The organism is Streptomyces sp. NPDC050548 (assembly GCF_044457385.1).
Classification (GTDB): domain Bacteria; phylum Actinomycetota; class Actinomycetes; order Streptomycetales; family Streptomycetaceae; genus Streptomyces.
On record NZ_JBITGV010000015.1, the window covers coordinates 252,822 to 279,430 of the forward strand.

Here is a 26,609-nt window from a genome sequence, read left to right on the forward strand (position 1 = left end):
CCGGTCGTGCCGGTCGTGCCGGTCCACGGGGTCATGTGGCCACGGGCTCCTAGTCTCGCTCTCCTCGCGTGCGGGATGCAGTCGCGCCGCTGTCTGTCGCCGCCATCGCGTCGTCGACCTCGGAGCAGGGAATCAAACCTGGCCGCCGGGCGCTTTGACCTGCGTGAAGAAGATAGGTTTTCTCTCGTTCGGTCACTGGTCGCCGAGTCCGCATTCCAAGACCCGGTCCGCCGCCGACTTCCTGCACCAGTCGATCGATCTGGCGGTCGCCGCCGAGGAGCTGGGCGTGGACGGCGCGTATTTCCGCGTGCACCACTTCGCGCAGCAGGCGGGCAGCCCGTTCCCGCTGCTCTCGGCCATCGGCGCGCGGACCTCGAAGATCGAGATCGGCACCGGCGTGATCGACATGCGCTACGAGAACCCGCTGTACATGGCCGAGAACGCGGGCGCGGCCGACCTGATCTCCGGTGGCCGGCTGCAGCTCGGCATCAGCCGTGGTTCACCGGAGCAGGTGATCGACGGCTGGCGCTACTTCGGCTACGCGCCCGAGGAGGGGGAGACCGGCGCGGACATGGCCCGTCATCACGCCGAGGCGTTCCTCAAGGTGATCGAGGGCGAGGGTTTCGCGCGGCCGAACCCGCGGCCGATGTTCCCCAACCCGCCGGGGCTGCTGCGCGTCGAGCCGTACTCCGAGGGTCTGCGCGAACGGATCTGGTGGGGCTCCAGCTCGAACGCGACCGCCGTCTGGGCCGCGAAGCTGGGGATGAACCTGCAGAGCTCCACGCTGAAGGACGACGAGACGGGCGAGCCGCTGCACGTCCAGCAGCGCAAGCAGATCGAGGCGTACCGCGAGGCCTTCAAGGAGGCGGGCCACACGCGTGAGCCGCGGGTGTCGGTCAGCCGCAGCATTTTCGCCCTGACCGACGACGTGGACCGGGCGTACTTCGGCAACGACCGCAACTCCCGCGACCAGGTCGGCATGATCGACGACACGACCAGGGCGATCTTCGGCCGCTCGTACGCCGCCGAGCCGGACGTCCTGGTGAAGCAGCTCCAGGAGGACGAGGCGATCCAGGCCGCGGACACGCTGCTGCTCACGGTCCCCAACCAGCTCGGGGTCGACTACAACGCCCATGTGCTGGAGAGCATTCTGACCCAGGTGGCACCGGAGCTCGGCTGGCGCTGAGCCGTCGGCCGCCCAGCGTGCGGGGCGGCTCGGCGGCGTGGTGGCCAGGCTGCCTCGAAGCCTTGCCCTCTGGCCGTCCCTGGTCGGCGAAGTCGCGATCGGAGAGGCTGGGGGCATGCTGCTGCCGCCAACCCATGGGAAGACCGAGCTGATTGAGGTCGTCCGCATCACCGATCCCGCCAGGCACCTCAGTTCGGAGAACCTGGCGGGCGACACCGCCGCCATCTGGGCGGGCGACCAGGCGCAGCAGGCACTGTCTCTGATCGCCGACCTACCAGACGGTGAGCTGTACCGCTGCTTCCTCCCGGGCTGGGGAATCCGGGCGCACGACTCCACCGATCTGCTCTTCGAGATCGCCTTCTGCTTCCGCTGCCACGGTGCCCGCATCTGGGCGCCGCACCTTCCTGCGGAACAACAGGCCCAGACCTTCGACGCGGAGAGCCCTGCCGCACGTGAACTGCTCCGCCGGGTCCGCTCCTGCCTGCCGGACTGAAGTGCGGGTCTTCCATGGGCACTGGTGGCCGACCGGCAGAGGTGATGGGCTGGCGGTCCGGATCAGCGCGTGCCGATGTGTTCCGGGGCGGTGGCGAGCACCGCGTTCAGAAGGCCGGGGAAGTAGGCGTCGAGATCGTCCCTGCGCAAGCTGAGCATGCGCCTGGCCCCGTCGACCCGGACCTTGAGGACGCCTGCCTCGCGTAGCACCCGCTGGTGGTGGGAGAAGGTCGACCGGCTGATGGTGAGTCCCGCGGCCTGCTGCAACTCCGTGCACGGTGACTCGCCCATCGCGGCCAGGGCGCGCACGGCGCCGAGTCGCGCGGGGTCGGCCAGTGCTGCCAGGACCGTGGCCAACCGCAGGTCGGCCGGGTCCGGGTGGGGTGTCTCGATCGGCGTGCTCACTCTGGCGAGCGTAGTGGAGCCTTGCCGTCATGTCGATGATCATCGTAGTGTTCGATGACTATCGACATGACGGCTCTCCAACGGAGGCGGCTGAGTATGAGCATCGAGAAGGTAGCCCTGGTCACCGGCGGATCTCGTGGCATCGGCGCGGCCATCGTCCGGCGTCTGGCCGGCGACGGCCTGCGGGTGGCACTCACCTACTCGGCTTCGCCGGACCGCGCGGATCAGGTCGTGCGGGAGATCGAACGCGCCGGCGGGCGTGCGCTGAGTCTTCGTGCCGACGCTGCCGATCCGGACGCGGTCACGGCAGCGGTCGAAACAACAGCCGCTGCTTTCGGGCGTCTGGACGTTCTCGTCAGCAATGCCGGTGTCGCCAGTGCCGGCCAGGTGGAGGAACTCGAACCCGAACAGATCGACCGGATGATCGATGTGAATGTGCGCGGTGTCCTCCACGTCATCAGGGCCGCGCTATCCCACCTCGGTGAGGGCGGACGGATCATCACCATCGGCAGCATGATCGCCGAACGCGTGCCCTTCGCCGGGGGCGCCGCCTACGCCATGACCAAGGCCGCCGTCGCCGGACTGGTGCGCGGCCTGGCAAGGGACCTGGGCCCGCGGGGCATCAACGTGAACAACATCCAACCCGGCCCCACCGCCAACGATCGCATGTCGGCCGACAGCCCGGCCGCGGACGCCATGCTCCAGTGGCTCGCGCTGCCCCGCATAGCGACCCCGGACGAGATCGCGGGACTCGTTTCCTACTTGGTCGGTCCGGAGTCCGGCTACATCACGGGGGCCTCCCTTTCCATCGACGGCGGTTTCACCGCCTGACAGACGGATGCCGGCCAGGCAGCGGCCAAGGGTGCGAGGAAGGGGCACAGATCATTGCTCCGCAGGTCTGAACGCCCATCACGCCATGCACCGGCTCCCCCGTGCCTCTCCGTGACCCAGGGCCCCTGCCGGCATCTCTCCCCCTTGTCTCCGATCCCGGCAGGGGCCCCTGGGACGGAACGATGACAGGGCGGTGCTGAAGGGACCCTGAAGGTTCCTGAGGGCCGACGGCGGCGACAACATCGGCGTCTACGTGCTGCCGGTGGTGTGGTGCTTTGCAGGCCGGTTCTTCGCGACCCGTCCGGTCACCGGCCGTCCCTGTGGGACCGGTTCGGAGTGCTCGCGATGGACGGGAGGCCCGTGGCACCCCGACTTCGGGTGTCACGGGCCTCGTTGTCATCGGGGTGCTGAGCCGCGTTCTCGGAGCAGGTCGGCCATGACCTTCATCTCCGACTGCTGAGCGTCGACCATGCCCTGGGCGAGATTCTTCTCCCGGGGGACCGTGCACTGCCGCGCGCAGTCGCGGGCCATGTCGATGCCGCCCATGTGGTGGGCGTACATGAGCTGTAGGTAGAGGACCTCCGCCTGATTGCCGCTGAGTTTGCCGAGTCGGCGTAGTTCTGTGTTGGTGGCCATGCCCGGCATGAGGGAGCCGTCCTTCACCTGGTGGCCCATGCCGCCCATGGGCATCCAGGTCGTGTAGCCGTCGGGGGAGGTCACGGGCAGGTTCCACAGGGAGAGCCAGCCGAGCAGCATGCCGCGTTGGTTGGCCTGGGTCTGGGCGATGTCATAGGCGAGGCCCCGGACTTCGGCGTTCCTCGTACGGTCGCGGACGATGTACGCCATTTCCACGGCCTGTTGGTGGTGGACGGCCATGTCGCGGGCGAAACCGGCGTCGGCGGAGTCGGCCGTGGGGACGCCGGGTGACTTGTTGTCGCCGCGGTCTGTCATGGCCGGCAACGAGAGGGCCAGGACGACGGCGACCAGGGCCGCGGCGCCGGCGATGAGCCAGCGGCTGAGCGCGGGCTTGCGGCCGGGTACGTCGTCCAGGTCGGTGTCGTCCGGTGCGGTGGCGGTCGTGTCGGTCATGCGGCGGTCAGCCCGTTCGTGCAGGCGGCGCCAGGTTCGGGGGTCTGCGCGCCCTGGACGTACTTGGTGAGGAACTCGTCCACCCGCGGGTCGGAGGCCGTTTTCACGCCGAGTTGGTGGCCCCAGGCCGAGAGCATGATCGGCCCGGACTGGGTCTTGTCCGGGCTCATCAGCGTGTAGGGGGTCTTGGTGACCTTGTCGGCGAGCGTCTTGAGGTCGGCGGTGGCGGCCTTGTCGTTGTACGTCACCCAGACCGCGCCGTGTTCGAGGGAGTGGACGGCGTTCTCGTTCGGTATGGCCTGGGTGTAGACGTTGCCGTTGCAGGTCATCCACTGCGGGGCGTGGTTGCCGCCGACGGGCGGGTTCATCGGGTAGTTGACCTTGGTCTCGACATGGTTGCGGCCGAGCTTCTTGGCGTCCCAGGTCTTCTCGCCGCTGATCGGCTCGGCCGCGGCGGCGGCCTTCCGGTCCTTCTTCTCGTTGGCGTTGTTGACGGCGTACGCGCCCCAGCCGACGAGTCCGGCGACGATGACCGTGCTGAGGGTGATGGTGAGGACGCGGTTTCTGCGGTCGCGGGCCTTCTCGGCGCGGCGCATCGCCTCGATACGGGCCTTGCGGTCGACGGCCGCCTTCTTCTTGCTGGTCTTGCTCATGGGTACGTCCTTGTCCCCGCCGCACAGTGTCGTCGTGCGGCGGTGGGTGAGTGCAGGGGTGAGTGGATGCCGGTGCGCTTGAGCGCGGGCATCTCTCTAGGTCCGTTGCACCTGGAGGACGTGGAGATCGGGAGCGCCGCGAGCGGGCGGGAGAGCGGGGCAGCGTGCGGGGGTGCCCGGCCCAGGGCTGCCTTGCAGGGCGGGCAGGGGCGCCGACAGGGGTTCGGCGGGCGCGTGGCGGACGGCTCGTACGCCGTGGGCGACCGGATCGCAGCACACGTCACCGGCCGGACAGTCGCCCGGATCCGAGAACGTCTTGCCGTGGTGGTTCCCCCAGGTGTCCGCCGGGACCGTCATGCCGGACATGGTGGTCATGGAGGCGGCAGCCGGGGCGTCGGTGCCGTGGGCGAGGGCGCCCAGACACATCACCAACGCGGCGAACAGCACCGCCAGGGCAGGGCAGAGTGCCACGGTTCGCGTGGTCCGCCCCGCGCCATGTGTCCTGTGCTGCCTCCGGCCGGTCATCACGGTGATGCTAAGCGGTGCCTGTGAGCATGCCTTCGGCCGGGCCAGGGAGATCAGTCATTGTCATCGTGCTGGTCGGTATCGGGGTGGACGAAGGTGCCGCTGCCGTAGGGCTCGCGGCGAGGAACTCCTTTCCGGTGATGGGGAGTTGCTTGAGGTCGCCGAGTCCGAGGGCGACAGGGGTACGGACGAGCCGCTGACGCCGACCGGCTGGTCGAAGACGAGGACCAGCGAACGCGTTCCGCTCGCAGGACGCACCTTCCGCATCGGCCACCACCCGCGTGCCGGCCTGGCCGGAGCCCCGCTGCCTAGCGTCATGTTCGGCCTCGGCTGGACCCCGTGCATCGGCCCCGCCCTCGCCGCCGTGATGAGCCTGTCCTGCACGACCGGCAGCGCCGGGCGCGGTGCCCTGCTCGCCTTCGTCGGCGTCCTTCAAGTCACCGGCGCCTGGACGTACTTCACCGGACAACTGCGCTACGGGGGGCTTCCAACCGTGGCTGTGACTGCGGGCTCGACCGGCCGGACGATGCGTGGGAGCACGGCATGGTGTTGGGCCCCCGTTCGTCATTACGCGTCACGGCAGATGATGAAGTCCCGGTGGGCATGGCGCCCCGGCCGGTCGTTCAGGTCCTCGGTGGCCTCCAGCACCTGTCGCAGGTGGTGGGTCGTCAAGGGGAGTGGCGCTTCGTCCGGCTGGTAGGTGGTGCGTACGGGGTAATCGACTCCGGGTTCGCGGGTCATCTCGATGTGGCAGCCCAGCACATGGGTCACCCGTCGAGCGGCTGCGAAGTCGACGAGACGCCGCGCGGTGCGTGTGAAGGCGTGCCAGTCGTCCACGTAGAGCCGGCCCGGGTACAGGGTGTCGCCGGTGAGGAGCCAACCGGTGTGGGCGTCGTGATACGTGACCGCCGTCTCGTGGTGCCCCGGGGTCGCCAGGCACTCGATGATCCGCCCGCCCAGGTCGATCCGCGCGACGCCCTCGGGGTCGCGGTCGAACCCGAAGAACGGCCAGGCGCCGGCACGGTCGGCGGGCACCACCACCGTGTCCGGCCGTCCGGCGAACTGGGCGTCGCCGGCCACGTGGTCGCCGTGGGCGTGGGAGTGGAGCACGAGCAGCGAGTAGTCCTGCCGGGGGTTGCGGGCTCGCCATTCGTCGACCAGCCCATCGACGACCTGACGCAGCGGGAACCACTCCGGGGATTCGGTGGCACCGGTGTCGACGAGTACGGCCCGCTCATTGCCGAACAGCAGGTACAGGAACGGTGCTTCGTAGTGGACGGCCTTGTTCTGGCGCAGGACGTAGCTGTGTTCGTCGTAGGCGTGCACCTGGATGTCCGGATCAGTGTTGTGCTTCGCGGACGGTGAGCCGTGGATCCAGCGGACGTCGAGCGGGCGCGGTTCGAGCGCGCCGGACGTGAAGTCGATCTGTTGGCTGCTCTTGTTCATGGGCGCTCCTGTTCGCGTCCTGTGTGCGCCGTGACGCGGTATCCCACTTCGTGCCCGGTGATGTCCGAGAGACCGACCTGGCGGATCGCTCGGTGATTCAAGCGGACCGGGAACCATCCTGGCCCTTGTGCAGGGCTCGGCTCTCCCATGTATGCGTCGGATTCAGCGGACCGGCGGTCGGCCAGGCTGCCCTGGCCCCGTGCGGGCCGGTGGGACCAGGGCAGGTGTCACATGGGTCGGTCAGTCGATGAGTCGGGCCCGCGCGGCCTTGACCCTCGTGCCGTTGCGCGTCTTCGCGCACGTCGTGGCTCCGCTGTCACGTGCGCGGCCGGTGCCGCTCGAACGGCCGATCTTCCGAGCCGCGGGCGGGACCGTGCCGTTCACAGGCACTGCGAGATGACGCGCAGGACGACGCCCGGATAGTTGGTGGATGCCGAGGCGTACCAGCCCGAGAGGTACGGAGCCGCGTTCCGGACGACCTCCGAGTAGACGAGGGTGCTGTTTCCGACCGGCGGATCCAGGGAGGCGCCACCCGACAACGGCACATGTCCGGCGGGGCAGTTGCCGTAGCCGCCGGCCGAGCCGTTGACGGCGTACGGCGTGGACACCAGCGTGGGAGCCGGCAGGGGCGCGCACTGCGTCGTGACGACCAATGTGTCGACACCGCTTCGCGCGAAGGTGGCGAACGACCAGCCGGTCTGGTCCGCTGTCGGCGCGTCGGTCTGCATGTTGAAGCCCGCGGGTGTCGGAGAGCCGGAACCGTCCACGAAGTATCCGCCGCCGCCGAACGCGTACGTCCCCGTGGGGCAGGTGACCGTCTGGCTGAACAGAACGTAGTCGCCGACGTTCCCGGTGTGGGCCTGGAACGTCACCGACCGAGAGGTGCTTCCGGCCAGTTGCGCCGCGGGGACGCAGTCGGCGACGAGCGGCAGGTAGAGGTAGTTGGGATTGTTCAGGACGCCCACCACGAAGGCGCCACTGCCGTTCGGTGTCAGGCCGACACTCGCGAGGTTCGCGTTGCCTCCTCCCGCGGAGACGGCCTTCATGCCCGCCGGGCAACTGACCGAACCCGACACCTGGTCGTACGCCTGACCGCCGAGGCTGGCCCATCGCTGGGTGAAGTTCACCGGCGCGAACGCCGCCGCCGACGTGGCGAACAGTAAGCCGGCTGCGAAGAGTGCCGCGACGAGGGCCAGAATTCTTCGTGATCTCACGTCATGCTTCCTTCCGTTCCGGATGCCGACCCGTGTCCGCGCCCGGCCCGCCGCCGACCGGCGGCCGGCGTCACATGGCGGCACGGAATCGGCGCTGCCTGCGCAGGAACTACGGTGAGATTCGCCAGTACCGCCGTCGAGCGCTGTTCCGGTCAACGGACCGTTGCCATGCTGAGACGAGACAGGCAGCACGGTGTCGTCCTGCGTGCCGACGGGCGGGTTGACGGGCGGTGCGTCAGCGGGAGCACCGTCAGCCCCCGTCACGCGATCGAACGACGGGTGTGCGTACGGCCTGGGACCGTGACGCCCGTCGTCTTAGCACCCCGTATCGACGACAAGGGGTGGACGGCGGTGCGGAGTTCCGCGCCGGTCTTCGCCCTGACCTCCGGTCGGCCGGCGGGTGGACGCGGACGCTACGGTCCGCGCCTCGCTGCGGTGCGCGGGACCCCGGGCCGGCGCGTCCGTGGTCACTGCGTCGGCGAAGGCAGCACCGGATTCGGTGACACGGTCAGGACACCGGCCACCTGGCGAGCACCAGGATCACCCCGAGCACGCCCGCTCCCAGGAGCGCGCTGACGACGCTCCGGCGGGCGGCCGGCAGTCACACCGCGGCTGCGGTCAGGACCCCGTACACCTGGTCGTCGGCCCGCAGCCGGTCGAACCGGGGCCCGCCGACGATCACGAACAGGAAGGACGGCACGAAGGCCACCGTCCGCCATCCAGCTCGCCCGTACTCAACTCGCGCCGCTCCTGGCCCCGTTGGCCCTGCGCGCGGGCGGCCCGCGCGGGCGGGTGACCGATTGCCCGACCTGCCGCGCGGGCTCCAGGCACGAACCGTCGTGGCGTGATGAGCGGCTCGCGCCGACCCTGCACGGACGGGAGGGCCTCCGAACGCCCTGCGTGAGATCAGTGCTGTGCCGCCACCCCGAGGTCGTCAAGGAGCCCACGGACCCGGCGCTCGATCTCGTCCCGGATGGGGCGGACGCCGTCGACGCCCTGGCCCGCCGGGTCCTCCAACTGCCAGTCCAGGTACCGCTTGCCGGGGAAGACCGGGCAGGTGTCGCCGCAGCCCATGGTGATGCAGACGTCCGACTCCTTCACCGCGTCCACGGTGAGGATCTTCGGGACCTCGGCGGAGATGTCGATGCCGACCTCGGCCATGGCCTCGACGGCGGCCGGGTTGACGCCCGCGCCGGGGTGGGAGCCGGCGGAGCGGACCTCGACGCGGTCCCCGGCCAGGTGGGTCAGCCATGCGGCGGCCATCTGGGAACGGCCGGCGTTGTGGACGCAGACGAACAGCACGGAGGGCTTGTCGGACATCTGAGGTCTCACTTGTCTCGCAACAGAACGGGCACGACATATCAGTACCTGGTGGTGTCAGTCACCGCTGATGTGACAGTATCAGTGCATGCTGACGTCAGTCGACACTGATCTGATCCGGGTTCTGGCCGACCCGCTGAGGCTCCAGATCGTGACCTTGCTCGCCCAGGAAACGCTGTGCACCACTCACCTCGTGGAGGAGACCGGTGCACGGCAGACCAACCTCTCCAACCATCTGAAGGTGCTGCGCGAGGCCGGGGTCGTAGAGACAGAGCCGTGCGGCCGGTACACGTACTACAAGCTGCGCCCGGAAGTCTTCGCCTCGCTCGCCGGTCAGTTCGCCGACCTGGCTGAGTCCGCTCGCGCCGCCGTAGAGAACAAGAGGGCCTGTCCATGACCGCCGCCGAAGCGGTCCCGACCGCGGAGTCCGCGACACCCGCCGCCGTCGCACCCGCGCCGGGTGCGACCTCACCGCGCAACCCCCTGGTCGCCCGCGCCGCCGCCGAACTCATAGGTACGGCGCTGCTGGTGGCTGTCGTGGTCGGCTCCGGCATCCAGGCCACGAACCTGAGCCACGACGTGGGCGTGCAGCTCCTGGCCAACTCGCTCGCCACGGTCTTCGGCCTCGGCGTCCTGATCCTGCTGTTCGGACCTGTCTCCGGCGCGCACTTCAACCCGGTCGTCACGCTGGCCGAGTGGTGGACGGCGCGACATGGCGGCGCCGGGGTGACCCTGCGGGAAGCGGTCGTGTACGTGCCCGCGCAGGTCGTCGGCGCGATCGCGGGCGCGATCCTGGCGGACGCGATGTTCGGCGAACCGCTGGTGAAGTGGTCCACGCACGACCGCTCGGCCGGGCACCTGTTGCTCGGTGAGGTGGTCGCGACGGCCGGTCTGATCCTTCTCGTCTTCGGCCTGGCGCGCGCCGACCGGCTCCAGTTCGCGCCAGTGGCCGTCGCCTCCTACATCGGCGCCGCGTACTGGTTCACCTCGTCGACGTCCTTCGCCAACCCGGCGGTGACCATCGGACGCGCCTTCACCGACACCTTCGCGGGCATCGCGCCGGGTTCGGTCCTCGGGTTCATCGGCATGCAACTCGTCGGTGGGGTGCTCGGGTTGGCCCTCGTGGGGCTCGTCTTCATGCGCGCCCGCCCCGCCGCATGATGTACGCGGGCGGCTCGGGAGGTGGCGATCGGCGGCTGTCAGGACTGGCTGCCGATCGCCACAGGCGCCTGTCCACGTAGTTCCAGAGATCCCAAAGGCTCTCGGCGAAGCGTTCCTCGAACTCGCCCGCTGCTACTGGTCGGTCGTGAGGAAGTCCTCCAGGATCTCGACGAAGCGCGTCGGCTGCTCCTCGGCCGGGTAGTGGCCGCAGTCGTCGAGGACGACCCCCGTGACGTCGTCGGCCGCCAGCCGCATCGTCTGTGCGGCATTCTCGCCGCTCCACAGCGCGCCGCCGACGCCGAGCACCGGCAGCGTCAGCCGGGTCTTGCCGCGCTGCTCGTTCTGCGCGATCGTCTCGTCCAGTGCCCGGTAGTACGCGAAGCTCGCCCGCAGCGCGCGAGGATCCGCGGTGATCGCGTCGACGTAGACGTCGACGGCGTACTCGGGGATCGCGGTCGGCGTGGCGGCCTTGGTGGCGAACTGCCAGCCGAAGAAGAGCCGTTCCCGTCCCCGGACCAGTTCCTCGTTGAGGTCGGTGAGCCGGTTGAAGCCGAACTGCCAGAGCTTCAGGTTGGCTTCAACCGGGGCGAAGAGCGGCGGGGACGGCGTGAGACCGGGGATCACCGCTTCGACGATGGCGAGCCGGCCCACCCGCTCGGGGTGATCGGCGGCGAGGGCATAGCTGGTCCACGTACCGATGTCGTGGCCGACCACGTCGAACCGGTCGTGCCCGAGCGCGGCCATCAACGCGACCAGATCGGCGGCGAGCGTGCCGGCGTCGTACCCGTCGTCGGGCTTGCCGGAGAGCCCGGCCCCGCGCGAGTCGACGGCGACGACGGTGTGCTCGCGGGCGAGCGCGGGCATCACCTCCCGCCAGGCGTACCAGGTCTGGGGCCACCCGCCGATCAGCAGCAGCGCCGGGCCGTCCCCACCGGTGACCGCGTGCAGCCGTAGCCCGTTCACCTCCACGAGCCGGCTGGTGAAGACGTCGAGGAATCCGTCGGGCAGTCGCAGCGAGCGCAAGTTGGTCATGCCGACGACCATACCCATCTTTGAACGATCGGTACAAGATGTGTAGAGTGAGGACCATGGCAGGCCGCAAGCAGTTCGACGTGGACGAGGCGCTACGACGTGCGATGCACGTCTTCTGGCGCTGGGGCTATTCCGAGGCCTCGATCGACCGCCTCGCCGAGGGCACGGGCCTGGGCCGGGGCTCGCTCTACGGCACCTTCGGCGACAAGAGCACCCTCTTCCGCAAAAGCCTCGAACGGTACGCGCAGACCTACCACCCGCTGTACGAGCAGGCACTGTCCGGCCCCCACCCGAGCCCGAGCGCCGTCGTGGCCGCCTACCTGCAGGTCGCCCTGAACCGCATCGCCGACCCGACGGTCCCGGACGGCTGCCTGCTCACGATGTCGGCAACGCAGATCCCGGCCCTCGACGCGGAGGGCCGGGCGATGGTCCGCGCCATGATCGACGGTCTGCGGGCGATGCTGGAGCAGGCGTTCCTGGCGGCGGGGGCCGGTGAACAGGAGGCGGCAGAACTGGCGTTGTGCACGCTGGCGACAAACAAATCCCTGGCGGTGCTGAGCCGCGCCGGCTTCTCGGGCGAAGACCTGGCAACAGTCGCGGCAGCCGCCGCCAAGAATGCCAAGGCTCTGCCGAATTGACCGACCGAGCCGTCGGGGCCTCGATGGGCGGGAACGACTCCGCCGCCAATGGATCCGCAGAGACCGGGGGGCTGGTGGCTCGACGTTGGTCATCGGCGGGTCAGCAGGTGCCGCCTTCCTGCTTGGCGAGGCTGTCGGCGTCGGCCTTGACGACGTAGACCTCCCAGGGTTCCTGGCCGGGGCCGTGGACCCAGACCTTGTCCTGGAGTGCGTAGCAACAGGTGGTGTCGTTCTCCTCGAAGGTCGCAAGTCCCGCCTCGGCGAGCCGAGTTGTGGCGCCGTGGACGGCCTCGGTCGTCTCGACCTCGACGCCGAGGTGGTCCATGCGCGTGTCCTCGCCCGCTGTTCCCTCGATGAGGACGAGCTTGAGCGGGGGCTCGGTGATCGCGAAGTTGGCGTAGCCGTCGCGGAGTTTGGCGGGCTCGGTGCCAAATAGCCTGCTGTAGAAGGCGATTGACGCTTTGAGGTCGGGGACGCGCAGGGCGAGCTGTACTCGGGACATGACTGTCCTCCTGCCGTGGGAAGGGGGGCGTGGTCCCGGTCGGGGCGTCGGCCGGGGCCTTGGGACTCCGGCTGTTCAGCAGCCGCCGGACGTCTCGGGCTTGCCGATCTGGAGGATCCCGCTCGCGGACCCGATCTGTACGAGTGCGGGTGCGGGAGCGCAGCATCCGCCTCCCGTGTTCTGCTCGGCGTCCGGGTCCTCGAAGAGGCCGGCGCCGCCGCACACCCCGGTGTCGGGCAGCGTGAGTTCGACGCGGTCGGCGGATTCGAGGTCACCGGCGAGGGCGGCGGCGACGGAGCGGACCTGTTCGTATCCGGTCATCGCGAGGAAGGTCGGGGCACGGCCGTAGGACTTCATGCCGACCAGGTAGACGCCCTGTTCGGGGTGGGACAGTTCCTTGTGGCCGTGCGGGTAGACCGTGCCGCAGGAGTGCTGGTTGGGGTCGATGAGCGGGGCGAGGGCGACCGGGGCCTGGAGCCGCTCGTCCAGACCGAGGCGCAGCTCGTCGAGGAAGGACAGGTCGGGGCGGAGGCCGGTGAGCACGATGACCTCGTCGACCGGGTCGAGGCGGCGGCCGTCCTCACCGACGAGGACGAGGCGGTCGTCGTCGGCGCGTTCGATGGCCTCGGTGCGGAAGCCGGTCACGGCGTCGGCGTGGCCGTCGTCGACGGCGGCCTTCGCGGCCAGGCCGAGGGCGCCGCGCGCGGGCAGCTCGTCTGCTTCGCCGCCGCCGTAGGTCGAGCCGCTGATGCCTCGGCGCAGGATCCACAGGGCGTGGGTGCCGCTGCCGTCGTCGGCCTTCGCGAGGTCCGCGAGGGAGGCGAGGGCCGTGAAGGCGGACGCGCCGGAGCCGATGACCGCGGTGTTCTTGCCCGCGTAACGCGCCCGCACGGCAGGGTCCTTGAGGTCCGGGACGCGATATGTGATGCGGTCGGCTGCCGCCTTCTCGCCGAGCGCGGGCAGTCCGCTGCCGCCCGCCGGGCTCGGGGTCGTCCAGGTGCCGGAGGCGTCGATCACGGCGCGCGCCAGGATGCGCTCCTCGCTGCCGCCGGCGCGGGTGACGTGGACGACGAACGGCTGGGATTCGCGGTCGGCGTCGACGACGCGGTCCCGGCCGGTCCGGGAGACACCGGTGACCGTGGAGTCGTAGCGGACCCGCTCGCCCAGGACGTCGGCCAGCGGCTGGAGGTACTTCTCGGCCCAGTCGGCGCCGGTGGGATACGTGGTCGCGTCGGGCTTGGTCCAGCCGGTGGGTGCCAGCAGCTTCTCGGCGGCGGGGTCGGTGAGTTCGCCCCAGGTGGAGAAGAGGCGTACATGCGACCACCCGCGTACGGCGGAGGCCGCGGCCGGTCCCGCTTCGAGCACCGTGGCGGTGATGCCGCGCTCGGTGAGGTGCGCGGCTGCGGCCAGGCCGGCAGGTCCGGCTCCGATGACAACGACGGGAAGGTCGGGGTGAGCGGGCGCGGCCACGGGAACTCCTTGGTTTCGACGTCTATCGATGTGCTGCGAGTCTCAGAGTGCATCCTGTATCGACGTTCGTCAACATCGAAGTTCATCAAAATCGTGTCCGACGGGTGGATCCGCCCTGGCTCTTGGCGAATGATTCGACAGGTGTCAACATAGAGACATGTCTAAGTTGGCTTCGGGCTCCAGCGTTCTGGACGTCACCACGTCATTGGAGTGCTGTCAGCCGCTGGGCCGGGAGGAACTCTCCCCGGCGGACGCGGTGAAGATCGCGGCCATGTTCAAGGCCCTGTCGGACCCGATCCGTCTGCGTCTGTTCTCAAGGATCGCCGCCCAGCCCGGCGGGGAAGCCTGCGTCTGCGACATCCAGGACGTCGGCGTCTCCCAGCCCACGGTCAGCCATCACCTGAGGAAGCTCCGCGAGGCCGGGCTACTGGTCTCGGAACGGCGGGCCAGCTGGGTGTACTACCGAGTGGCGCCCGGAGTTCTCGCCGGTATGGCCGGTCTGCTCTCCGCGGCCACCTGAGGGGACTGACGGACGGAGAAGGCACCCGCGGCAGCCGCCGGGACTGCCGTCTCCGCGGCTCGTCGCGGGAGTTGCGGGTCCGGATCGGTACGCAGGAGTGCCAGCTGGTGGTAGAGCGGCGCCGTGGCGGCGATCAGCAGGCTCCGTGCGTCCGTCTGCTGTGCGGGGAGTTCGCCGCGTTCGACGGCGCGCTCGACGAGCATCTCGCACTGGGCGTACCGGTCCCTCCACAGTTGCGTCTGGGCCCGCGCGGCCTGTTCGAAGTGGAACGAGGCGGCCATCAACGCGACGGCGAACGACGGCTGTACGGCCAGAGACTCCTTGATCTCCTGGTTGAGGGCCGTCAGATCGCCGCGCAGCGAACCGGTGTCCGGCGGCTGCCGGTCCATCTCGCCGGCGGCGTCGATGACGTCGACGAGCAGGCCGCCGACATCGCGCCGACGCCGGTAGACCGTGGCGCGGTGCACTCCGGCCCGCGTCGCGACCCCCTCCATCGTGAGTCCTTGATGACCGCTCTCGGCGAGTTCGGCGCGCACCGCGTCGAGGACCTGGGCGCGGATGCGGGCGGTGCAACCGCCCGGACGGCGGTCCGATGTCGTGTCCAGCGGGTCTGTCATCGGCAGTCAGTATCCGGTTGGTCAGGGCGGCAGGGCTGTGCCAGCGTCTTAACGCGACGGTTGTCGCCATAGGTCTACTGGAGAGGAACCGCGATGCCGCCTGTTCCCGCCGACCCCACCGTGCTCCACCCCATGCCCGAGCACCCGCGCGTGGTTCTGCTCAAGCCGTTGGTGAAGTCGCCGCTGATCGAGGTCGGTGCCTTCTCCTACTACGACGATCCGGACGACCCGACCGCGTTCGAGACGCGCAACGTCCTTTACCACTACGGTCCCGAGCGGCTCGTCATCGGCAAGTACTGCGCGCTGGGGACGGGCACCCGGTTCATCATGAACGGCGCCAACCACCGCATGGACGGTCCTTCCACCTTCCCGTTCCCCACCATGGGGGGCTCCTGGGCGGAGCACTTCGACCTGATCACCGACCTGCCCGGCCGGGGCGACACGGTCGTCGGCAACGACGTGTGGTTCGGCCACGGTGCCACGGTCATGCCCGGCGTACGCATCGGTAACGGCGCGATCATCGCCGCCGGCGCCGTGGTCACCGGCTACGTCCCCGACTACGGCATCGCCGGCGGCAACCCCGCCCGGCTCATCCGCACCCGCTACGACGCCGCGGACATCGCCCGGCTCCTCGCCGTGGCGTGGTGGGACTGGCCCGTGCGGCACATCACCAGGCATGTACGGACGATCATGTCGGGGACCGTCGCCGACCTGGAGGAGGCCGCCGCGCAGATCGACCAGCCCTGACACCGCGCGCATCCGTGAGCTGGTGGCCCGCGGGCAGACCCTGATCCGGGACGGCCACCTCCACGAAGTCGCCGTGCCTCAGCCCACTGGTAGGTCCGGGTGATCGTCCGACCGCCACAACCAGCGCAGGGCATCGGGCAGCAGGACCCCGCCGTGGTTGGGGCTGTGGCCGCCATCGCCCAGGACGAGGCGGAAGTCGTAGCCGGCTTCCGCGAGCGCGGCCGCGACGCGCAGGTTGTTGGCCAGCCAGTTCGCCTCGGGCTCGTTCCAGCGCAGGTCACGATGGCCCGCCTGCATGAAGATGCGCAGTGGCTTGCGGGGGACGCGGGGGATGAGTTCGGGGTACGGGTTGCCGCCTGGCATCTGCGTGAAGCTGGACAGGTACCCGATCACCCGGCGGAATGTGTCCGGGCGCAGCCATGCCGCGGTGAAGGCGCAGTTCCCGCCGCTGCTGCCACCACAGATGCCCCATCGGTCGGGGTCCTCGGCGATCGCGTAGTGCTTCGTGACCTCAGGGATGATCTCTGTCAGGAGAAAGCGGACGTACCGGTCGTCGTAGGCGTCGTACTCGGCATTGCGGTTCTTCGGATTCTCGGCATCCGGGAAAACGCCCGGGTCGACGAACACGCCGATGGTGACCGGGATGTCACCGCGGTGGACGAGATTGTCCAGAACGATCGCGCCGCGGACCTCCCCCTCGGGGTCCAGGTACCACCATCCGTCCTGGAACACCATCAGAGACGCCGGCTCCGAGGGGTCGTACCGCACGGGCACATGCACCCAGAACTTCCGTGACGTTCCCGGGTAGATCTCGCTGTCGCTCCAGTCGAACTCGATCGTCTCGCCGGCGGGCACGCCGAGTTGCACGGCGGAGTCGGGGCCATGGGCGTAGCGCACATCTGACTGGTGCGTCGGAAGCGGCTGGTAGGGCACCTCGATCGTCACGCGGGTCAGCTTAGAAGAGATCACGCTATACGCCATGTATGGTGAAGCGATATCGCTATACATGGCGTATAGCGAACTGGTCGCTGGGGGGTTCGTCGGATGAGTGCGGCAGTGAATGGGGCGAGTCCCACGGGCACGTCCCCCGCGGTCCGTCGCGAGGTGTTGAAGGCGCTCAGTGGGCTGCTGCTGGCGCTGTTCGTGTCCACCCTCAGCAGTACGGTCGTCTCCAGTGCGCTGCCGAAGATCATCGGGGCGGTGCACGGATCGCAGACCCAGTACACGTGGGTCGTCACCGCGACCCTGCTCACCACCACGGCGACGACGCCGATCTGGGGCAAGCTCGCCGACCTGTTCAGCAAGAAGACCCTCGTGCAGGCGTCCATCGCCGTGTTCGTGCTGGGCGCCGTGGCCTCCGGGATCAGTCAGACCGCCGGGCAGCTCATCGCCGCGCGGGCTCTGCAGGGCGTTGGTGTGGGTGGTGTGCAGGCCCTTGTCCAGATATCCCTGGCGGCGATGATTCCGCCCCGGGAGCGCGGTCGCTACAGCGGCTACCTCAGCAGTGTCACGGCGACTTCGACCATCGGCGGGCCGCTGCTCGGCGGGGTCATCGTCGACACCTCGTGGCTGGGGTGGCGGTGGTGCTTCTTCATCGGCGTGCCGATCGCCGTCGTGGCCCTGCTCCTGCTCCAGCGGACGCTGAACCTGCCCGTCATCCGCCGTGAGAACGTCAGGATCGACTATCTGGGGGCGACCCTGGTCGCCGCCGGGGTCAGTGTGCTGCTGGTGTGGGTGTCCTTCGTCGACAACTCCTTCGGCTGGGCCTCCTGGCAGACCGGGGCCATGGTGGGCGGCGGGCTGGTGCTGATCGCGGTCGCCGTGTGGGTGGAGTCGCGGGCCGCCGAACCCGTCGTACCGCTCGGCATCGTGCGGCAGCGGACGACGGCCCTGGCGATCGTCGGCAGCCTCGCCGTCGGTACGGCGATGTTCGGTGCGGCCGTCTTTCTCAGTCAGTACTTCCAGCTCAGCAGGGGGCACAGTCCGACCGAGGCCGGCCTGCTGACGATTCCCATGATGGCGGGCATCCTCGTCGCCTCCACGGTCGCGGGGCGGCTGATCAGCAGGACCGGGAAGATCAAGCCGTTCATCATCACCGGCGCCGTCCTGCTCACGGTCGGCTTCGCCGGTCTCGGCACGCTCGACTCCAGGACGCCGATCCTCCTGCTGAGCGTGGAGATGCTCTGCGTCGGGATGGGCGTCGGGACGACGCTCCAGAACCTGGTGCTCGTGGTGCAGAACACCGTGCCGTTGAAGGATATCGGCGCGGCCAGCTCCACGGTGTCCTTCTTCCGCTCGCTCGGCGGCACGATCGGTGTCTCCGTGCTCGGCGCCGTACTGGCCCGGCACGTCCAGGACCAGATCGCGCACGGTCTCGCCGACGCCGGACTGCGCAGCACCGCCACCGGATCGGACGCCGTCGCCGTGCGGGAGATCGTCCGGGTCGCCTACGGCGACGCCACCGCGCAGATCTTCCTGCTCTCCGCCGGGGCGGCCCTGCTCGCGGTGATCGCCGCGATCCTGCTCAAGCCGGCCGGCCTGCGCAGCAGCCTCGACCTGGCCGAGAAGGGCGAGGGAGCGGCGGTTCCCGCTGAGGCGGGATGACGGTCGCCCGTCGCCGGACCGAGGTGTTCCGTTCACGACTGCCCGCTGTGCCCACCTGGCTAAACTGTGCGGATACGCCAAGCCTTTGAGGGGGAGTGGGGATGCCGCCGCACAGCCCTTCCGCGGCCGGGGTTCCGGACGAAGGCGACGAACCGAGCGTGCCGCCCGTCCGGCTGGCGCTGTCGGACAGCGTGTACGAGAGCATCAAGGCGATGGTCATGGACCACGAGATCGCCCCCGGCGCACGGGTCGGCATCGATTCGCTGGCCCGCACCCTCAAGGTCTCGCCGACCCCCGTCCGGGAGGCGCTGGCCCGGCTGGAGTCCGAGGGCCTGGTCGTGAAGCGCGCGCTCTCCGGATACCGGGCCACGCAGTTGCTGACCCGCCGGGGCCTTGAGGAACTCTTCGAGATGCGGCTGCTGTTGGAACCCAGGGCAGCCGCGCTGGCCGCGGTGAACGCCACCGAGGCACAACTCGACGGCCTTGAACGGATCGTCGAGGAACTTCAGGCCCACCCGAGCCCCAAGGGCCGGTACGCCTCCTACCGCGACTTCGCCGCCCTCGACCAGCGTTTCCACGAGGCGATCGGACAGGCCACGCACCGGCCGCTGCTCGCGGACGCGGTGGAACGACTCCACGCCCATCTGCACATCTTCCGGCTCAGCAAGGTCGTCGGCGCCGAGGGCCCGACCGTCGCGGAGCACGAACGGATCGTCCGCGCGATCCTGCGCCGCAACCCCGAGCGGGCGGCCGAGGCGATGACGGAGCACCTCACCCGGAGCCTGGAGCGGCAGCTCGACGACGGCGACGAGCCGGCTACTCCATGAGGAACACCTGCTCCGCCGTCGCCCACCAATCGCCGGGCGCCGCCTCCGGCACGGGCACCTGACAGGGAGCGGTGAGCTTCCACCACCGCTGGGTGGCCTCGTCCTCGGCCATCGCGACCAGGTCCGCCGCGAGATCGTCGCCGTGGTACTCGAAGTAGCTGAACAGACGGTCGCCCAGCAGATGGATCGAGTAGTTGGAGATGTGACTGCGCCGGATCCGGTCGAGCACCGGCTCGGGCACAGCCCGGTGCAACTCCCGGTATTCGTCGAGCAGTTCCGGGCGTACGGCGATCACCTGGGCCACGCGCCTCATGAGCGCACCGCGTCGCGGTCGTGGATCAGGCGGATCACCCGGCCGCTCACGCGGTCGTAGTCGCGGTCGTAGTCGCGGTCGTTGTCGATCTCGCCGCGGACCCGGTGGTCCGTCATGACGACGATGCGGTCGGCGAGGGTGACCATCTCGGCGAGGTCGCTGCTGATGAGGAGGATGGGCAGACCGTCGGCGGCCAGGTCCCAGATCAGTTCGTGGAAGGCCCGCTTGGTACGGACGTCGACGCCCACGGTCGGTTCGTCGATGACCAGCAACCGGGTATCCGCGGCAAGCCACTTGGCGAGGCTGACCTTCTGCTGGTTCCCGCCCGAGAGTTCACCGGCGTTCTGCTGGAGTCCCGAGACCCGGATGCCGAGCCGGTCGACGAGATCCTGGGCGGTGTCGCGCTCCTCACGGGCCGACACGAACCCGAAGGCCTTCGCGAGCCGCTGCCACACCGTCACCGTGATGTTGCGGACGACGGGCTGCTCCAGGAAGACGCCCTCCTCCTTGCGGTTCTCGGTGACGTAGCCGATGCCGAACTCGTGCAGGGCCTGGCGGGGTGAGGTGATGCGGGCGGGCGTGCCGTGTACCCGGACCTCGCCGCCGGTGATGCGGTCCAGACCGAGTACGGCCTTCACCAACTCGCTGCGTCCGGCGCCGACCAGGCCGTAGAGGCCGACGATCTCGCCGGGGCGGACCGCCAGGCTGATGTCGCGGTGTCCGCCGGCCGTGGACACCGCGTCCAGGACGAGAGCCGGGACGGCGGAGCGGTCGACCGTGCGTGGGCGCAGCTCCGTCGCCGTGTGGGCGCGGCCCACCATGAGGCCGACGATGTCGTCGTGGGTGTGCTCGGCCAGGGGCGCGGACTCCAGGACCGACTTCCCGTCGCGCAGCACGGTGACCGTGTCGCAGACCGCGAACACCTCCTCCAGCTTGTGGCTGACGAAGACCACACAGGCACCCCGCCCGGCCAGTCGCCGGATGACCTCGAAGAGGTGCTCCGCCTCCTGCGGGGAGAGGGAGGCGGTGGGTTCGTCCAGCAGCAGCACCCGGCTCTCGGTGTGGAGGGCCTTGGCTATCTCCACCAACTGCTGCTGGGCGACGGACAGTTCACCTACCGGTTGGTGCGGATCGAGGTCGACTCCCAGCTCCGCGAGGCACGCCAGGGCCGGTGCGGTCATGGCCTGACGGTCGATCAGGCCGCGGTGGGAGGGCGGGTGTTGCAGGGTGATGTTCTCCGCCACCGAGAAGCCCGGGATCAGATTGCGTTCCTGGTGGACGACACCGATACCGGTACGGGTCGCCTCCAACGGCGAGCGGAGATGGACCTGTTGGCCGCACCAGGTGAGCGTGCCGCCGTCGGGGGAGTGCACTCCGGTCAGGACCTTGATGAGGGTGGACTTGCCGGCGCCGTTCTCACCGAGGAGTGCGTGGACGGTACCGGCGGTGAGCCGGAGGCCCACGCCGGCCAGTGCCCGTACACCGGGGAAGAGCTTGACCAGGTCGTCGCATTCGAGCAGGACCGTGTCGCTCACTGGGCACCTCCCGGCTGAGGCAGGGCAGTTGACGAATGCGGGCTCTTCTCCAGGCGGGTCCGGTGCAGCCTGCCACCGGCGACCGTCCCCAGGACCACCAGACCGATGAGGAGGTTCACCCAGCTGGGGTCCAGCGAGAACTGCGCCCGTGCCGCGTCGATGAGCCGGGTCACGAAGGCCGCCAGCACGGTCCCCAACACCGCGACCGAACCGCCGGTGAGCGCCACGCCCCCGATGATCGGCGCCGCGAAGCTCGGCAGCAGCCAGTCGCCGCCGACGCTGCGGTTGACGCCCGGCAGCGAGGCCGTGGCCGTCACCGCGGCCACCCCGACCAGCAACCCGGACAGCGTGTGCGCGACCACGATCTGCCGGTCGGTGGAGATCCCGGACAGCCGGGCGGCGAGGGGGTTGCCGCCCGCGGCGAGGAGCCGGCGGCCCGCGACCGTGCGGTACATGAAGGCGGCCAGCCCCGCCGCCGCGACGAGCGCGGTGACGAAGACGAGCGGGATGTTCAGCGGCGCCGACGTGCCCAGGTCGCGCAGGGTGCGCGAGTAGCCGTCGACGGTACGGGTGCCGGTCAGCCGGTACTGCGCCCCGAGCAGGATCGTCATGGTGGCGAGGGTGACGATGAACCCGTTGATCCGCGTGGCGACGATGACGACACCGGTCGCCAGGCCGATCGCCGTCGCGGTCAACAGGCCCACCAGCACGGCGACTTCGGCGGGCACACCGTGGTCGGCCATCAGGACACCCATCAGACAGGCGGTGAAACCGCCCAACGCGCCGACGGCGAGGTTGAGTTGGCCCACGCACAGCGCCACCATCTGGGCCAGGCCGATGAGGATGGGCGTGGCCAGGTACTGGAGGAAGACCCGCACCGAGGGGCCCTCGAAGAAGGCGCCCGACGAGGCGATGCCCAGCGCCACATATCCGGCCACGACCACGGCGAGCAGCATCGCCGCCGTGGAACGGGAGAACCGGCGCAGCGCTCCGACGGCCCAACTCCCTTGATCAGTCGGTGTGTTCATGTGGAGCGCACCACCTTCCGATAGGACATCACGGCGCGGATCCGGTCCGCCGACAGGGCCAGCAGCAGGACACAGCCGAGATAGATGTTCAGGCTCTCCAGGCCGACGCCGAGCAGATCGAGCCCCTTGCGGATCACCCCGACCAGCGCGGTGCCCAGCAGCGTGCCCAGCACCGACACCACCCCGCCGGTGAGCAGGGTGCCGCCGAGCACCGCGCCGAGGAAGGACGGCAGCATGAAGTCGTCGCCGATCGAGGCGCGGAACGTGCCCGTGCCGGCCGCCGCCATGAATCCGGCGAGCGCGGCGAGCAGCCCGGACAGCGTGTGCGCGAGCACGATCCGGCGGCCGGTGGGGATGCCGGACAGTTCGGCGGCGGCCGGGTTCGCTCCGGTGAGCAGCAGGTCGCGGCCGATGCGCGTACTGCCGTAGAGGAAGCCGAGGCCGAGCATGGCGAGGACGGTGAACTGGGCGATCTGCGGGATGGCGGGGGAGCCGCAGATCGGGCCCGCGCAGATGTCGGCGAGGGAGTAGGAGCGCAGTTGGTCGATGCCGGACGGGTGGGTGGTGAACGCGGCGTCGTCGGTGAGGGCCGAGTAGAGGAGGGAGACCAGGCCCAGCAGGGCGAAGTCCATGGCCAGGGTGACGACGAAGGAGCTGACTCCGGTGCGGGCGATGAGCCAGCCGGTGAGCGCGCCGACGGCGGCACCGGCGGCCAGGCACAGGAGCAGGCCCACCTGCATGGGGACGCCGAGACGGTCGTAGCCGAGGCCCGCGAACAGCGCGCCGAAGGCCGCCATGCGGCCGACCGCGAGGTTCATGTGGCCCACGGACAGGGCGACCATCTGGGCGAGCGCGACCACGGTCAGGGTGGAGATGTCCCGCAACAGCGGGAAGAGCACCAGCCGTTGGTCGAGGAATGCCGGGCGCAGCACGCCGAACAGGACGCCGAGCGCGATGACCAGGAGCAGGAGGCCGAGGCGCTGGTTGACCCAGAACGGCAGGCGCCGTGGTGCCGTTCGCTCCTCCGGGACGGTGCCCGGCGGGCCGACGGCGGTCGTCACGCCACCCTCCGGTCGTCCAGCGCGTCCGGGTCCCAGTCGATACCGATGCCCGGTACGTCCGGGGCGACCGCCATGCCGTCCCGGATAGTCAGCTCGGTGCGGGTCACCGCCCTCAACTGCGGTATGTACTCGACGTATTGGCCGTTGGGGACCGCGGCGGCGAGGCTGACGTGCAGCTCCATCAGGAAGTGCGGGCAGACCATGACGTTGTGGCTCTCCGCCAGGTGCGCGACCTTCAGCCACGGGGTGATGCCGCCGATCCGGGCCGCGTCGACCTGGACGACGGAGGCGGCACCGGACTCCAGATAGGAGCGGAACTGCATGAGCGAGTACATGGACTCCCCGACGGCGACCGGGATGCGGGTCGCCGCCGCGAGCCGGGCGTGCCCGCTGATGTCGTCCGCGGGCAGCGGCTCCTCCAGCCAGTACGGGTCGTACGGTTCCAGCGCCGCCGCGAGCCGCAGCACCGAGGATCCCGTCTGCGACTGGTTGGCGTCGGTCATGATGTGCAGCGCGGGGCCCACGGCCTCGCGCACGGCACGCAGCCGTTCCGCGTCCTCGGCGGGATGCGGCTTGCCCACCTTGATCTTGACGCCCGCCCAGCCCGATTCCTGGGCGCGCAGGGCGCCTTTGACCAGTTCCTCGGTGCTGAGATGGAGCCAGCCGCCCTCGGTGTCGTAGACCGGCACCTCCTGGCGGTGGCCGCCGGCCAGTCGCCACAGGGGCTCGCCGGTCCGCCTGGAGCGCAGGTCCCACAGGGCGGTGTCGACGGCGGCGAGGGCGAGCGAGGTGATGGCTCCGGTGGTGGTCGCCCGGGTCAGCGCGAACAGCCGCTGCCACAGCGCCTCGATGTTGCGGGCGTCCTGTCCGACGAGGGCGGGCAGCAAGTGGTCGCGCAGCAGCGCCAGTACGGAGGTGCCGCCGGTGCCGATGGTGTAGGAGTAGCCGGTTCCCGTGGCACCGTCCCAGGTCTCCACGTCGACCAGGATCGTCTCCTGTTTGACGAACGACTGGACGGCGTCGGTGCGGTCCTGTTCGACGGCGATGTCGACCAGCCTGGCGGTCGCGGTCGTGATGATGCTCATCCGGCGGTTCCGATTTCTGTCGTGGGGATTGGGGGGCGGTCAGCCGCAGTTGAGGATCTTGTCGGCGAACTGCTGCTTCAGCTCTGCCGTCTTCGTCTGCCGGGCGGTGTCGTAGGCCGAGACGTTCGCCTTGTCGACGACGAACGAACCGGAGTCCACCCGTACGCCGGGATCGCGCACGGTGCACTGTTTCGTCTGCAGGAGTGCCAGGGCCCAGGTGCCGATCTCGGCCTGGCCGACCGGGTTCTGGACCACGGTGGCCGTGACCGTGCCCTGTCCGATGCCGCTGAGGATCTTGGCGTCGTCGTCGATGGCGACGACCTTCGCCTTCGAACCGGACGACTTGACGACGTCGGCGGCCGCGACGGCCGGGTTGTAGGCGGTGGCGACGATGCCCGTGATCTGCTCGCCCTTGGCCGCCATCAGGTCGGACACCGCCTTCTGCGCGGTCTGCAGGTCGGTGTCGATGTCGGTGATGGTCTGCAGGAGCTTCACCTTGCCGCCGGTCTCCCGCACGGCCCGGCCGACGCCCTTGATCCTCAACTGGGTATTGGCGTCGACGTTGTTGCCGGTCAGGTGGACCAGGACGCCGTGGCCGCCCATGGCCGCGATCGCCGCCTTCGCGGCTTTGTAGGCGGCCAGTTGGACGTCGGTGGAGAGACAGAAGTCGGCCTCGTCCTTGTCGCCGGCGGGGCAGGAGCCGAGCGAAGCCACCGGGAAACCCTGCGACTTGAGGTCCGCGAAGGTCGAGTTGATGTCGGTGGGGGAGACGCCGAACACCCCGAACGCGTTGTATCCGCGCGCGGCCAGCGTGGACAGCAGGTTGTTCTGCTTCTGCTGGTCCCACTCGGCCGTCTCGTCGAAGGCGACGGCGCCGAGGCCGTAGGTCTTCTTCGCGGCGGCCCCCGCGGTCTTCCAGGGCTGGAAGTACGGGTGGGCGCCGCCCGGCACGAGGGCGACCTTGGTCGCGGAGCCGTCCACGAGGTCGGTGCCGCCGCCGGTCCGCGAGGCAGATGAGGCCGAACCGCCCGACTGGGCACCCGAGTTGCGGTAGGTGCAGGCCGTCGTCCCGGCGCTGAGCAGCACGATGGCGACAACTCCGGGCAGGACGGATCTGGTTGGGAAGCGCATGCCCGACCCCTCGCCAAATCAAATAGGAAATGGATGCGGCGATCGTGGGGCAGGAACCCTTACGCGTCAAGGGTTGCGGCAATAGCAGGCAGCGATGAGGGCATCCCTCGTCCTCGAAACGCCTATTGATCGAAAAAATCGTATAGGAAAGCAAACTCTTGAGCGCGGCGAGTTGACAGCCAACTGCCCTTAAGATGACTGGCCGTAGCGTTCGTTCCCACACAACGTCGCGTGCACCGCAGGGAGATATCGACCATGGGTTCCGACGAGGTCTTAATCACACCGCCCGACAGCGCGCTCCTGGACGGCCGGTCGGCCGGACCCATGGTGCCGCGTCTGGTCCTGGGCGCGCGGCTGCGCGAACTGCGGGAAGAGCGGCAGATCTCCCGCACGGCCGCGGGTGAGGTCATCCGCGGCTCCCGGTCCAAGATCAGCCGAATGGAGGCGGGCCGGCACGGATTCAAACTGCGTGACGTGGCCGACCTGCTCACGCTCTACGGCGTCCGGGAAGAGGGCGAGCGCGCCACGCTGCTGACCCTGGCGGAAGAGGCCAACGCCCCTGCCTGGTGGCAGTACTTCAACGATGTGGTGCCCACCTGGACGCAGGCCTACCTCGGGGCCGAACAGGCGGCGAGCCTCATCCGCTGCTTTGAGGTCCAGCGCGTTCCCCAGTTGCTGCAGACCCCCGACTACGCGCGCGCCTCTCTCCGGCTCGCCCACACGGACGCCCGCGGGGCGGAGATCGACCGGCGGGTCATGCTGCGGATGACCCGCCAGCGGATCCTGCGCCGGCGGCCGGCGGCGCAGCTGTGGGCCGTGATCGACGAGGCGGCGCTGCGCCGCCCGGTGGGCGGCATCCGTACGATGCGCGCGCAGTTGAGGCATCTCATCGAGATCTGCCGGCTGCCCCAAGTCACCGTCCAGATCATGCCGTTCCTCGCCGGCGGCCACGCCGGGGAGGCCGGTCCGGTGACGATCCTGCGGCTGCCCGGCGGCCGGCTGCCGGACATGGTCTACCTCGAACAGCGCGTCACGGCTCTCTATCCCGACCGGCCGAACGAGATCGAGTGCTACTGGGACGTCATGAACCGCCTGGTGGTCGAGGCGGAATCGCCGGAGGAGACTCCGACGATCCTGCATCGCATCCTTCAGGAGACCTGAGCCGGGACGGGCGCCG

At 69.6% G+C, this 26,609-nt stretch carries 29 protein-coding genes and 1 pseudogene; 12 read left to right on the top strand and 18 right to left on the bottom strand.

Annotation, left to right across the window (positions count from 1 at the left end; genetic code table 11):
• Window positions 1–163: 163 nt before the first annotated feature.
• Both ACIBJH_RS35025 and ACIBJH_RS35030 read left to right on the top strand, forming a co-directional pair.
• The gene (locus ACIBJH_RS35025) at window positions 164–1,186 is read left to right on the top strand and encodes an LLM class flavin-dependent oxidoreductase (RefSeq protein WP_399120998.1); all 1,023 of its coding nucleotides are present in this window, start codon (window positions 164–166) and stop codon (window positions 1,184–1,186) included.
• A gap of 115 nt (window positions 1,187–1,301) precedes the next feature.
• Window positions 1,302–1,679: a hypothetical protein gene (locus tag ACIBJH_RS35030; RefSeq protein ID WP_399120943.1), complete on the top strand. Its 378-nt coding sequence runs from the start codon at window positions 1,302–1,304 to the stop codon at window positions 1,677–1,679.
• Between the two features lie 62 nt (window positions 1,680–1,741).
• On the opposite strand, the gene ACIBJH_RS35035 is transcribed toward ACIBJH_RS35030, so the two are convergent.
• A complete protein-coding gene (locus ACIBJH_RS35035) occupies window positions 1,742–2,083 on the bottom strand; it encodes an ArsR/SmtB family transcription factor (RefSeq protein ID WP_399120944.1) in 342 nt (113 codons plus the stop codon).
• A gap of 96 nt (window positions 2,084–2,179) precedes the next feature.
• On the opposite strand from ACIBJH_RS35035, the gene ACIBJH_RS35040 reads away from it, so the two are divergent.
• A complete protein-coding gene (locus tag ACIBJH_RS35040) occupies window positions 2,180–2,914 on the top strand; it encodes an SDR family oxidoreductase (protein WP_399120945.1) in 735 nt (244 codons plus the stop codon).
• Between the two features lie 396 nt (window positions 2,915–3,310).
• On the opposite strand, the gene ACIBJH_RS35045 is transcribed toward ACIBJH_RS35040, so the two are convergent.
• The 3 genes from ACIBJH_RS35045 to ACIBJH_RS35055 all read right to left on the bottom strand — a co-directional run bounded on the left by ACIBJH_RS35045 (window position 3,311) and on the right by ACIBJH_RS35055 (window position 5,127).
• A complete protein-coding gene (locus ACIBJH_RS35045) occupies window positions 3,311–4,003 on the bottom strand; it encodes a DUF305 domain-containing protein (RefSeq protein WP_399120946.1) in 693 nt (230 codons plus the stop codon).
• Window positions 4,000–4,656, bottom strand: coding sequence for a DUF3105 domain-containing protein (locus tag ACIBJH_RS35050; protein ID WP_399120947.1), 657 nt, complete (start codon window positions 4,654–4,656; stop codon window positions 4,000–4,002). Before ACIBJH_RS35050 ends, ACIBJH_RS35045 begins: the two co-directional genes overlap by 4 nt.
• A gap of 96 nt (window positions 4,657–4,752) precedes the next feature.
• Entirely contained in the window at window positions 4,753–5,127 is a 375-nt protein-coding gene (locus ACIBJH_RS35055) for a hypothetical protein (RefSeq protein ID WP_399120948.1), read from the bottom strand.
• A gap of 61 nt (window positions 5,128–5,188) precedes the next feature.
• On the opposite strand from ACIBJH_RS35055, the pseudogene ACIBJH_RS35060 reads away from it, so the two are divergent.
• Window positions 5,189–5,602, top strand: a pseudogene (locus tag ACIBJH_RS35060) (cytochrome c biogenesis CcdA family protein); the annotation flags it as partial.
• Between the two features lie 146 nt (window positions 5,603–5,748).
• Here the strand turns inward: ACIBJH_RS35060 and ACIBJH_RS35065 are convergent.
• The 3 genes from ACIBJH_RS35065 to ACIBJH_RS35075 all read right to left on the bottom strand — a co-directional run bounded on the left by ACIBJH_RS35065 (window position 5,749) and on the right by ACIBJH_RS35075 (window position 9,161).
• A complete protein-coding gene (locus ACIBJH_RS35065) occupies window positions 5,749–6,627 on the bottom strand; it encodes an MBL fold metallo-hydrolase (protein WP_399120949.1) in 879 nt (292 codons plus the stop codon).
• Window positions 6,628–7,007: 380 nt separating this feature from the next.
• On the bottom strand, window positions 7,008–7,841 hold the full coding sequence (locus ACIBJH_RS35070; protein WP_399120950.1) for a hypothetical protein: 834 nt from the start codon (window positions 7,839–7,841) through the stop codon (window positions 7,008–7,010).
• A gap of 906 nt (window positions 7,842–8,747) precedes the next feature.
• A complete protein-coding gene (locus tag ACIBJH_RS35075; RefSeq protein WP_399120951.1) occupies window positions 8,748–9,161 on the bottom strand; it encodes an arsenate reductase ArsC in 414 nt (137 codons plus the stop codon).
• Window positions 9,162–9,249: 88 nt separating this feature from the next.
• On the opposite strand from ACIBJH_RS35075, the gene ACIBJH_RS35080 reads away from it, so the two are divergent.
• Together ACIBJH_RS35080 and ACIBJH_RS35085 are read left to right on the top strand one after the other, a co-directional pair.
• Window positions 9,250–9,558, top strand: coding sequence for a metalloregulator ArsR/SmtB family transcription factor (locus ACIBJH_RS35080; protein WP_329258501.1), 309 nt, complete (start codon window positions 9,250–9,252; stop codon window positions 9,556–9,558).
• Window positions 9,555–10,322 (top strand): aquaporin, encoded by a 768-nt coding sequence (locus ACIBJH_RS35085; protein WP_399120953.1) that lies wholly within the window; start codon window positions 9,555–9,557, stop codon window positions 10,320–10,322. The genes ACIBJH_RS35080 and ACIBJH_RS35085 overlap by 4 nt, the downstream gene beginning before the upstream one ends.
• Before the next feature lie 132 nt (window positions 10,323–10,454).
• On the opposite strand, the gene ACIBJH_RS35090 is transcribed toward ACIBJH_RS35085, so the two are convergent.
• On the bottom strand, window positions 10,455–11,354 hold the full coding sequence (locus ACIBJH_RS35090) for an alpha/beta fold hydrolase (protein ID WP_399120954.1): 900 nt from the start codon (window positions 11,352–11,354) through the stop codon (window positions 10,455–10,457).
• 56 nt (window positions 11,355–11,410) lie between these two features.
• On the opposite strand from ACIBJH_RS35090, the gene ACIBJH_RS35095 reads away from it, so the two are divergent.
• Window positions 11,411–11,992 (top strand): TetR/AcrR family transcriptional regulator, encoded by a 582-nt coding sequence (locus ACIBJH_RS35095; protein ID WP_399120956.1) that lies wholly within the window; start codon window positions 11,411–11,413, stop codon window positions 11,990–11,992.
• A gap of 100 nt (window positions 11,993–12,092) precedes the next feature.
• Here the strand turns inward: ACIBJH_RS35095 and ACIBJH_RS35100 are convergent, their stop codons facing one another.
• Window positions 12,093–12,494, bottom strand: coding sequence for an ArsI/CadI family heavy metal resistance metalloenzyme (locus tag ACIBJH_RS35100; RefSeq protein ID WP_399120957.1), 402 nt, complete (start codon window positions 12,492–12,494; stop codon window positions 12,093–12,095).
• Window positions 12,495–12,569: 75 nt separating this feature from the next.
• Window positions 12,570–13,964: an NAD(P)-binding domain-containing protein gene (locus ACIBJH_RS35105; RefSeq protein ID WP_399120958.1), complete on the bottom strand. Its 1,395-nt coding sequence runs from the start codon at window positions 13,962–13,964 to the stop codon at window positions 12,570–12,572.
• A gap of 157 nt (window positions 13,965–14,121) precedes the next feature.
• Between ACIBJH_RS35105 and ACIBJH_RS35110 the strand changes: the two genes are divergently transcribed.
• Window positions 14,122–14,484, top strand: coding sequence for an ArsR/SmtB family transcription factor (locus tag ACIBJH_RS35110; RefSeq protein WP_399120959.1), 363 nt, complete (start codon window positions 14,122–14,124; stop codon window positions 14,482–14,484).
• Here ACIBJH_RS35110 and ACIBJH_RS35115 read toward each other — a convergent pair.
• The gene (locus ACIBJH_RS35115; RefSeq protein ID WP_399120960.1) at window positions 14,424–15,101 is read right to left on the bottom strand and encodes a TetR/AcrR family transcriptional regulator C-terminal ligand-binding domain-containing protein; all 678 of its coding nucleotides are present in this window, start codon (window positions 15,099–15,101) and stop codon (window positions 14,424–14,426) included. The genes ACIBJH_RS35110 and ACIBJH_RS35115 overlap by 61 nt on opposite strands.
• A 93-nt stretch (window positions 15,102–15,194) precedes the next feature.
• On the opposite strand from ACIBJH_RS35115, the gene ACIBJH_RS35120 reads away from it, so the two are divergent.
• Entirely contained in the window at window positions 15,195–15,848 is a 654-nt protein-coding gene (locus ACIBJH_RS35120; protein WP_399120961.1) for a CatB-related O-acetyltransferase, read from the top strand.
• 78 nt (window positions 15,849–15,926) lie between these two features.
• Here the strand turns inward: ACIBJH_RS35120 and ACIBJH_RS35125 are convergent, their stop codons facing one another.
• On the bottom strand, window positions 15,927–16,856 hold the full coding sequence (locus ACIBJH_RS35125) for an alpha/beta hydrolase (protein WP_399120962.1): 930 nt from the start codon (window positions 16,854–16,856) through the stop codon (window positions 15,927–15,929).
• A gap of 36 nt (window positions 16,857–16,892) precedes the next feature.
• On the opposite strand from ACIBJH_RS35125, the gene ACIBJH_RS35130 reads away from it, so the two are divergent.
• Together ACIBJH_RS35130 and ACIBJH_RS35135 are read left to right on the top strand one after the other, a co-directional pair.
• Window positions 16,893–18,452 carry an MFS transporter gene (locus ACIBJH_RS35130; protein WP_399120963.1) on the top strand — a complete coding sequence of 520 codons (1,560 nt, stop codon included), beginning with the start codon at window positions 16,893–16,895 and terminating at the stop codon, window positions 18,450–18,452.
• A 101-nt stretch (window positions 18,453–18,553) separates the two neighbouring features.
• Window positions 18,554–19,279 (top strand): GntR family transcriptional regulator, encoded by a 726-nt coding sequence (locus tag ACIBJH_RS35135; RefSeq protein WP_399120964.1) that lies wholly within the window; start codon window positions 18,554–18,556, stop codon window positions 19,277–19,279.
• Here ACIBJH_RS35135 and ACIBJH_RS35140 read toward each other — a convergent pair.
• From ACIBJH_RS35140 to ACIBJH_RS35165, 6 genes are read right to left on the bottom strand one after another with little or no spacing between them, the layout of a single operon-like run.
• Complete coding sequence (locus ACIBJH_RS35140) at window positions 19,269–19,592, bottom strand: L-rhamnose mutarotase (protein WP_399120965.1); 324 nt, start codon at window positions 19,590–19,592, stop codon at window positions 19,269–19,271. The two genes, ACIBJH_RS35135 and ACIBJH_RS35140, sit on opposite strands and share 11 nt — an antisense overlap.
• Window positions 19,589–21,127: a sugar ABC transporter ATP-binding protein gene (locus ACIBJH_RS35145; RefSeq protein WP_399120966.1), complete on the bottom strand. Its 1,539-nt coding sequence runs from the start codon at window positions 21,125–21,127 to the stop codon at window positions 19,589–19,591. Before ACIBJH_RS35145 ends, ACIBJH_RS35140 begins: the two co-directional genes overlap by 4 nt.
• Window positions 21,124–22,155: an ABC transporter permease gene (locus ACIBJH_RS35150; RefSeq protein ID WP_399120967.1), complete on the bottom strand. Its 1,032-nt coding sequence runs from the start codon at window positions 22,153–22,155 to the stop codon at window positions 21,124–21,126. The genes ACIBJH_RS35145 and ACIBJH_RS35150 overlap by 4 nt, the downstream gene beginning before the upstream one ends.
• Window positions 22,152–23,216: an ABC transporter permease gene (locus ACIBJH_RS35155; RefSeq protein WP_399120968.1), complete on the bottom strand. Its 1,065-nt coding sequence runs from the start codon at window positions 23,214–23,216 to the stop codon at window positions 22,152–22,154. Before ACIBJH_RS35155 ends, ACIBJH_RS35150 begins: the two co-directional genes overlap by 4 nt.
• Window positions 23,213–24,301, bottom strand: a complete 1,089-nt coding sequence (locus ACIBJH_RS35160; RefSeq protein ID WP_399120969.1) for a mandelate racemase/muconate lactonizing enzyme family protein — start codon at window positions 24,299–24,301, stop codon at window positions 23,213–23,215. Before ACIBJH_RS35160 ends, ACIBJH_RS35155 begins: the two co-directional genes overlap by 4 nt.
• 39 nt (window positions 24,302–24,340) lie before the next feature.
• On the bottom strand, window positions 24,341–25,432 hold the full coding sequence (locus tag ACIBJH_RS35165; RefSeq protein WP_399120971.1) for a substrate-binding domain-containing protein: 1,092 nt from the start codon (window positions 25,430–25,432) through the stop codon (window positions 24,341–24,343).
• Between the two features lie 255 nt (window positions 25,433–25,687).
• Between ACIBJH_RS35165 and ACIBJH_RS35170 the strand changes: the two genes are divergently transcribed.
• Window positions 25,688–26,593 (top strand): helix-turn-helix domain-containing protein, encoded by a 906-nt coding sequence (locus ACIBJH_RS35170; RefSeq protein WP_399120973.1) that lies wholly within the window; start codon window positions 25,688–25,690, stop codon window positions 26,591–26,593.
• The last annotated feature ends 16 nt before the right edge of the window (window positions 26,594–26,609 follow it).

Coding starts and splice junctions, on each gene's coding strand:
- ACIBJH_RS35115 (WP_399120960.1), bottom strand. CDS start 15,101: ATGACAGACCCGCTGGACACGACATCGGACCGCCGTCCGGGCGGTTGC.
- ACIBJH_RS35030 (WP_399120943.1), top strand. CDS start 1,302: ATGCTGCTGCCGCCAACCCATGGGAAGACCGAGCTGATTGAGGTCGTC.
- ACIBJH_RS35120 (WP_399120961.1), top strand. CDS start 15,195: ATGCCGCCTGTTCCCGCCGACCCCACCGTGCTCCACCCCATGCCCGAG.
- ACIBJH_RS35050 (WP_399120947.1), bottom strand. CDS start 4,656: ATGAGCAAGACCAGCAAGAAGAAGGCGGCCGTCGACCGCAAGGCCCGT.
- ACIBJH_RS35165 (WP_399120971.1), bottom strand. CDS start 25,432: ATGCGCTTCCCAACCAGATCCGTCCTGCCCGGAGTTGTCGCCATCGTG.
- ACIBJH_RS35095 (WP_399120956.1), top strand. CDS start 11,411: ATGGCAGGCCGCAAGCAGTTCGACGTGGACGAGGCGCTACGACGTGCG.
- ACIBJH_RS35085 (WP_399120953.1), top strand. CDS start 9,555: ATGACCGCCGCCGAAGCGGTCCCGACCGCGGAGTCCGCGACACCCGCC.
- ACIBJH_RS35080 (WP_329258501.1), top strand. CDS start 9,250: ATGCTGACGTCAGTCGACACTGATCTGATCCGGGTTCTGGCCGACCCG.
- ACIBJH_RS35150 (WP_399120967.1), bottom strand. CDS start 22,155: ATGAACACACCGACTGATCAAGGGAGTTGGGCCGTCGGAGCGCTGCGC.
- ACIBJH_RS35045 (WP_399120946.1), bottom strand. CDS start 4,003: ATGACCGACACGACCGCCACCGCACCGGACGACACCGACCTGGACGAC.
- ACIBJH_RS35090 (WP_399120954.1), bottom strand. CDS start 11,354: ATGACCAACTTGCGCTCGCTGCGACTGCCCGACGGATTCCTCGACGTC.
- ACIBJH_RS35040 (WP_399120945.1), top strand. CDS start 2,180: ATGAGCATCGAGAAGGTAGCCCTGGTCACCGGCGGATCTCGTGGCATC.
- ACIBJH_RS35100 (WP_399120957.1), bottom strand. CDS start 12,494: ATGTCCCGAGTACAGCTCGCCCTGCGCGTCCCCGACCTCAAAGCGTCA.
- ACIBJH_RS35135 (WP_399120964.1), top strand. CDS start 18,554: ATGCCGCCGCACAGCCCTTCCGCGGCCGGGGTTCCGGACGAAGGCGAC.
- ACIBJH_RS35075 (WP_399120951.1), bottom strand. CDS start 9,161: ATGTCCGACAAGCCCTCCGTGCTGTTCGTCTGCGTCCACAACGCCGGC.
- ACIBJH_RS35125 (WP_399120962.1), bottom strand. CDS start 16,856: ATGTATAGCGATATCGCTTCACCATACATGGCGTATAGCGTGATCTCT.
- ACIBJH_RS35160 (WP_399120969.1), bottom strand. CDS start 24,301: ATGAGCATCATCACGACCGCGACCGCCAGGCTGGTCGACATCGCCGTC.
- ACIBJH_RS35065 (WP_399120949.1), bottom strand. CDS start 6,627: ATGAACAAGAGCAGCCAACAGATCGACTTCACGTCCGGCGCGCTCGAA.
- ACIBJH_RS35110 (WP_399120959.1), top strand. CDS start 14,122: ATGTCTAAGTTGGCTTCGGGCTCCAGCGTTCTGGACGTCACCACGTCA.
- ACIBJH_RS35130 (WP_399120963.1), top strand. CDS start 16,893: ATGAGTGCGGCAGTGAATGGGGCGAGTCCCACGGGCACGTCCCCCGCG.
- ACIBJH_RS35170 (WP_399120973.1), top strand. CDS start 25,688: ATGGGTTCCGACGAGGTCTTAATCACACCGCCCGACAGCGCGCTCCTG.
- ACIBJH_RS35140 (WP_399120965.1), bottom strand. CDS start 19,592: ATGAGGCGCGTGGCCCAGGTGATCGCCGTACGCCCGGAACTGCTCGAC.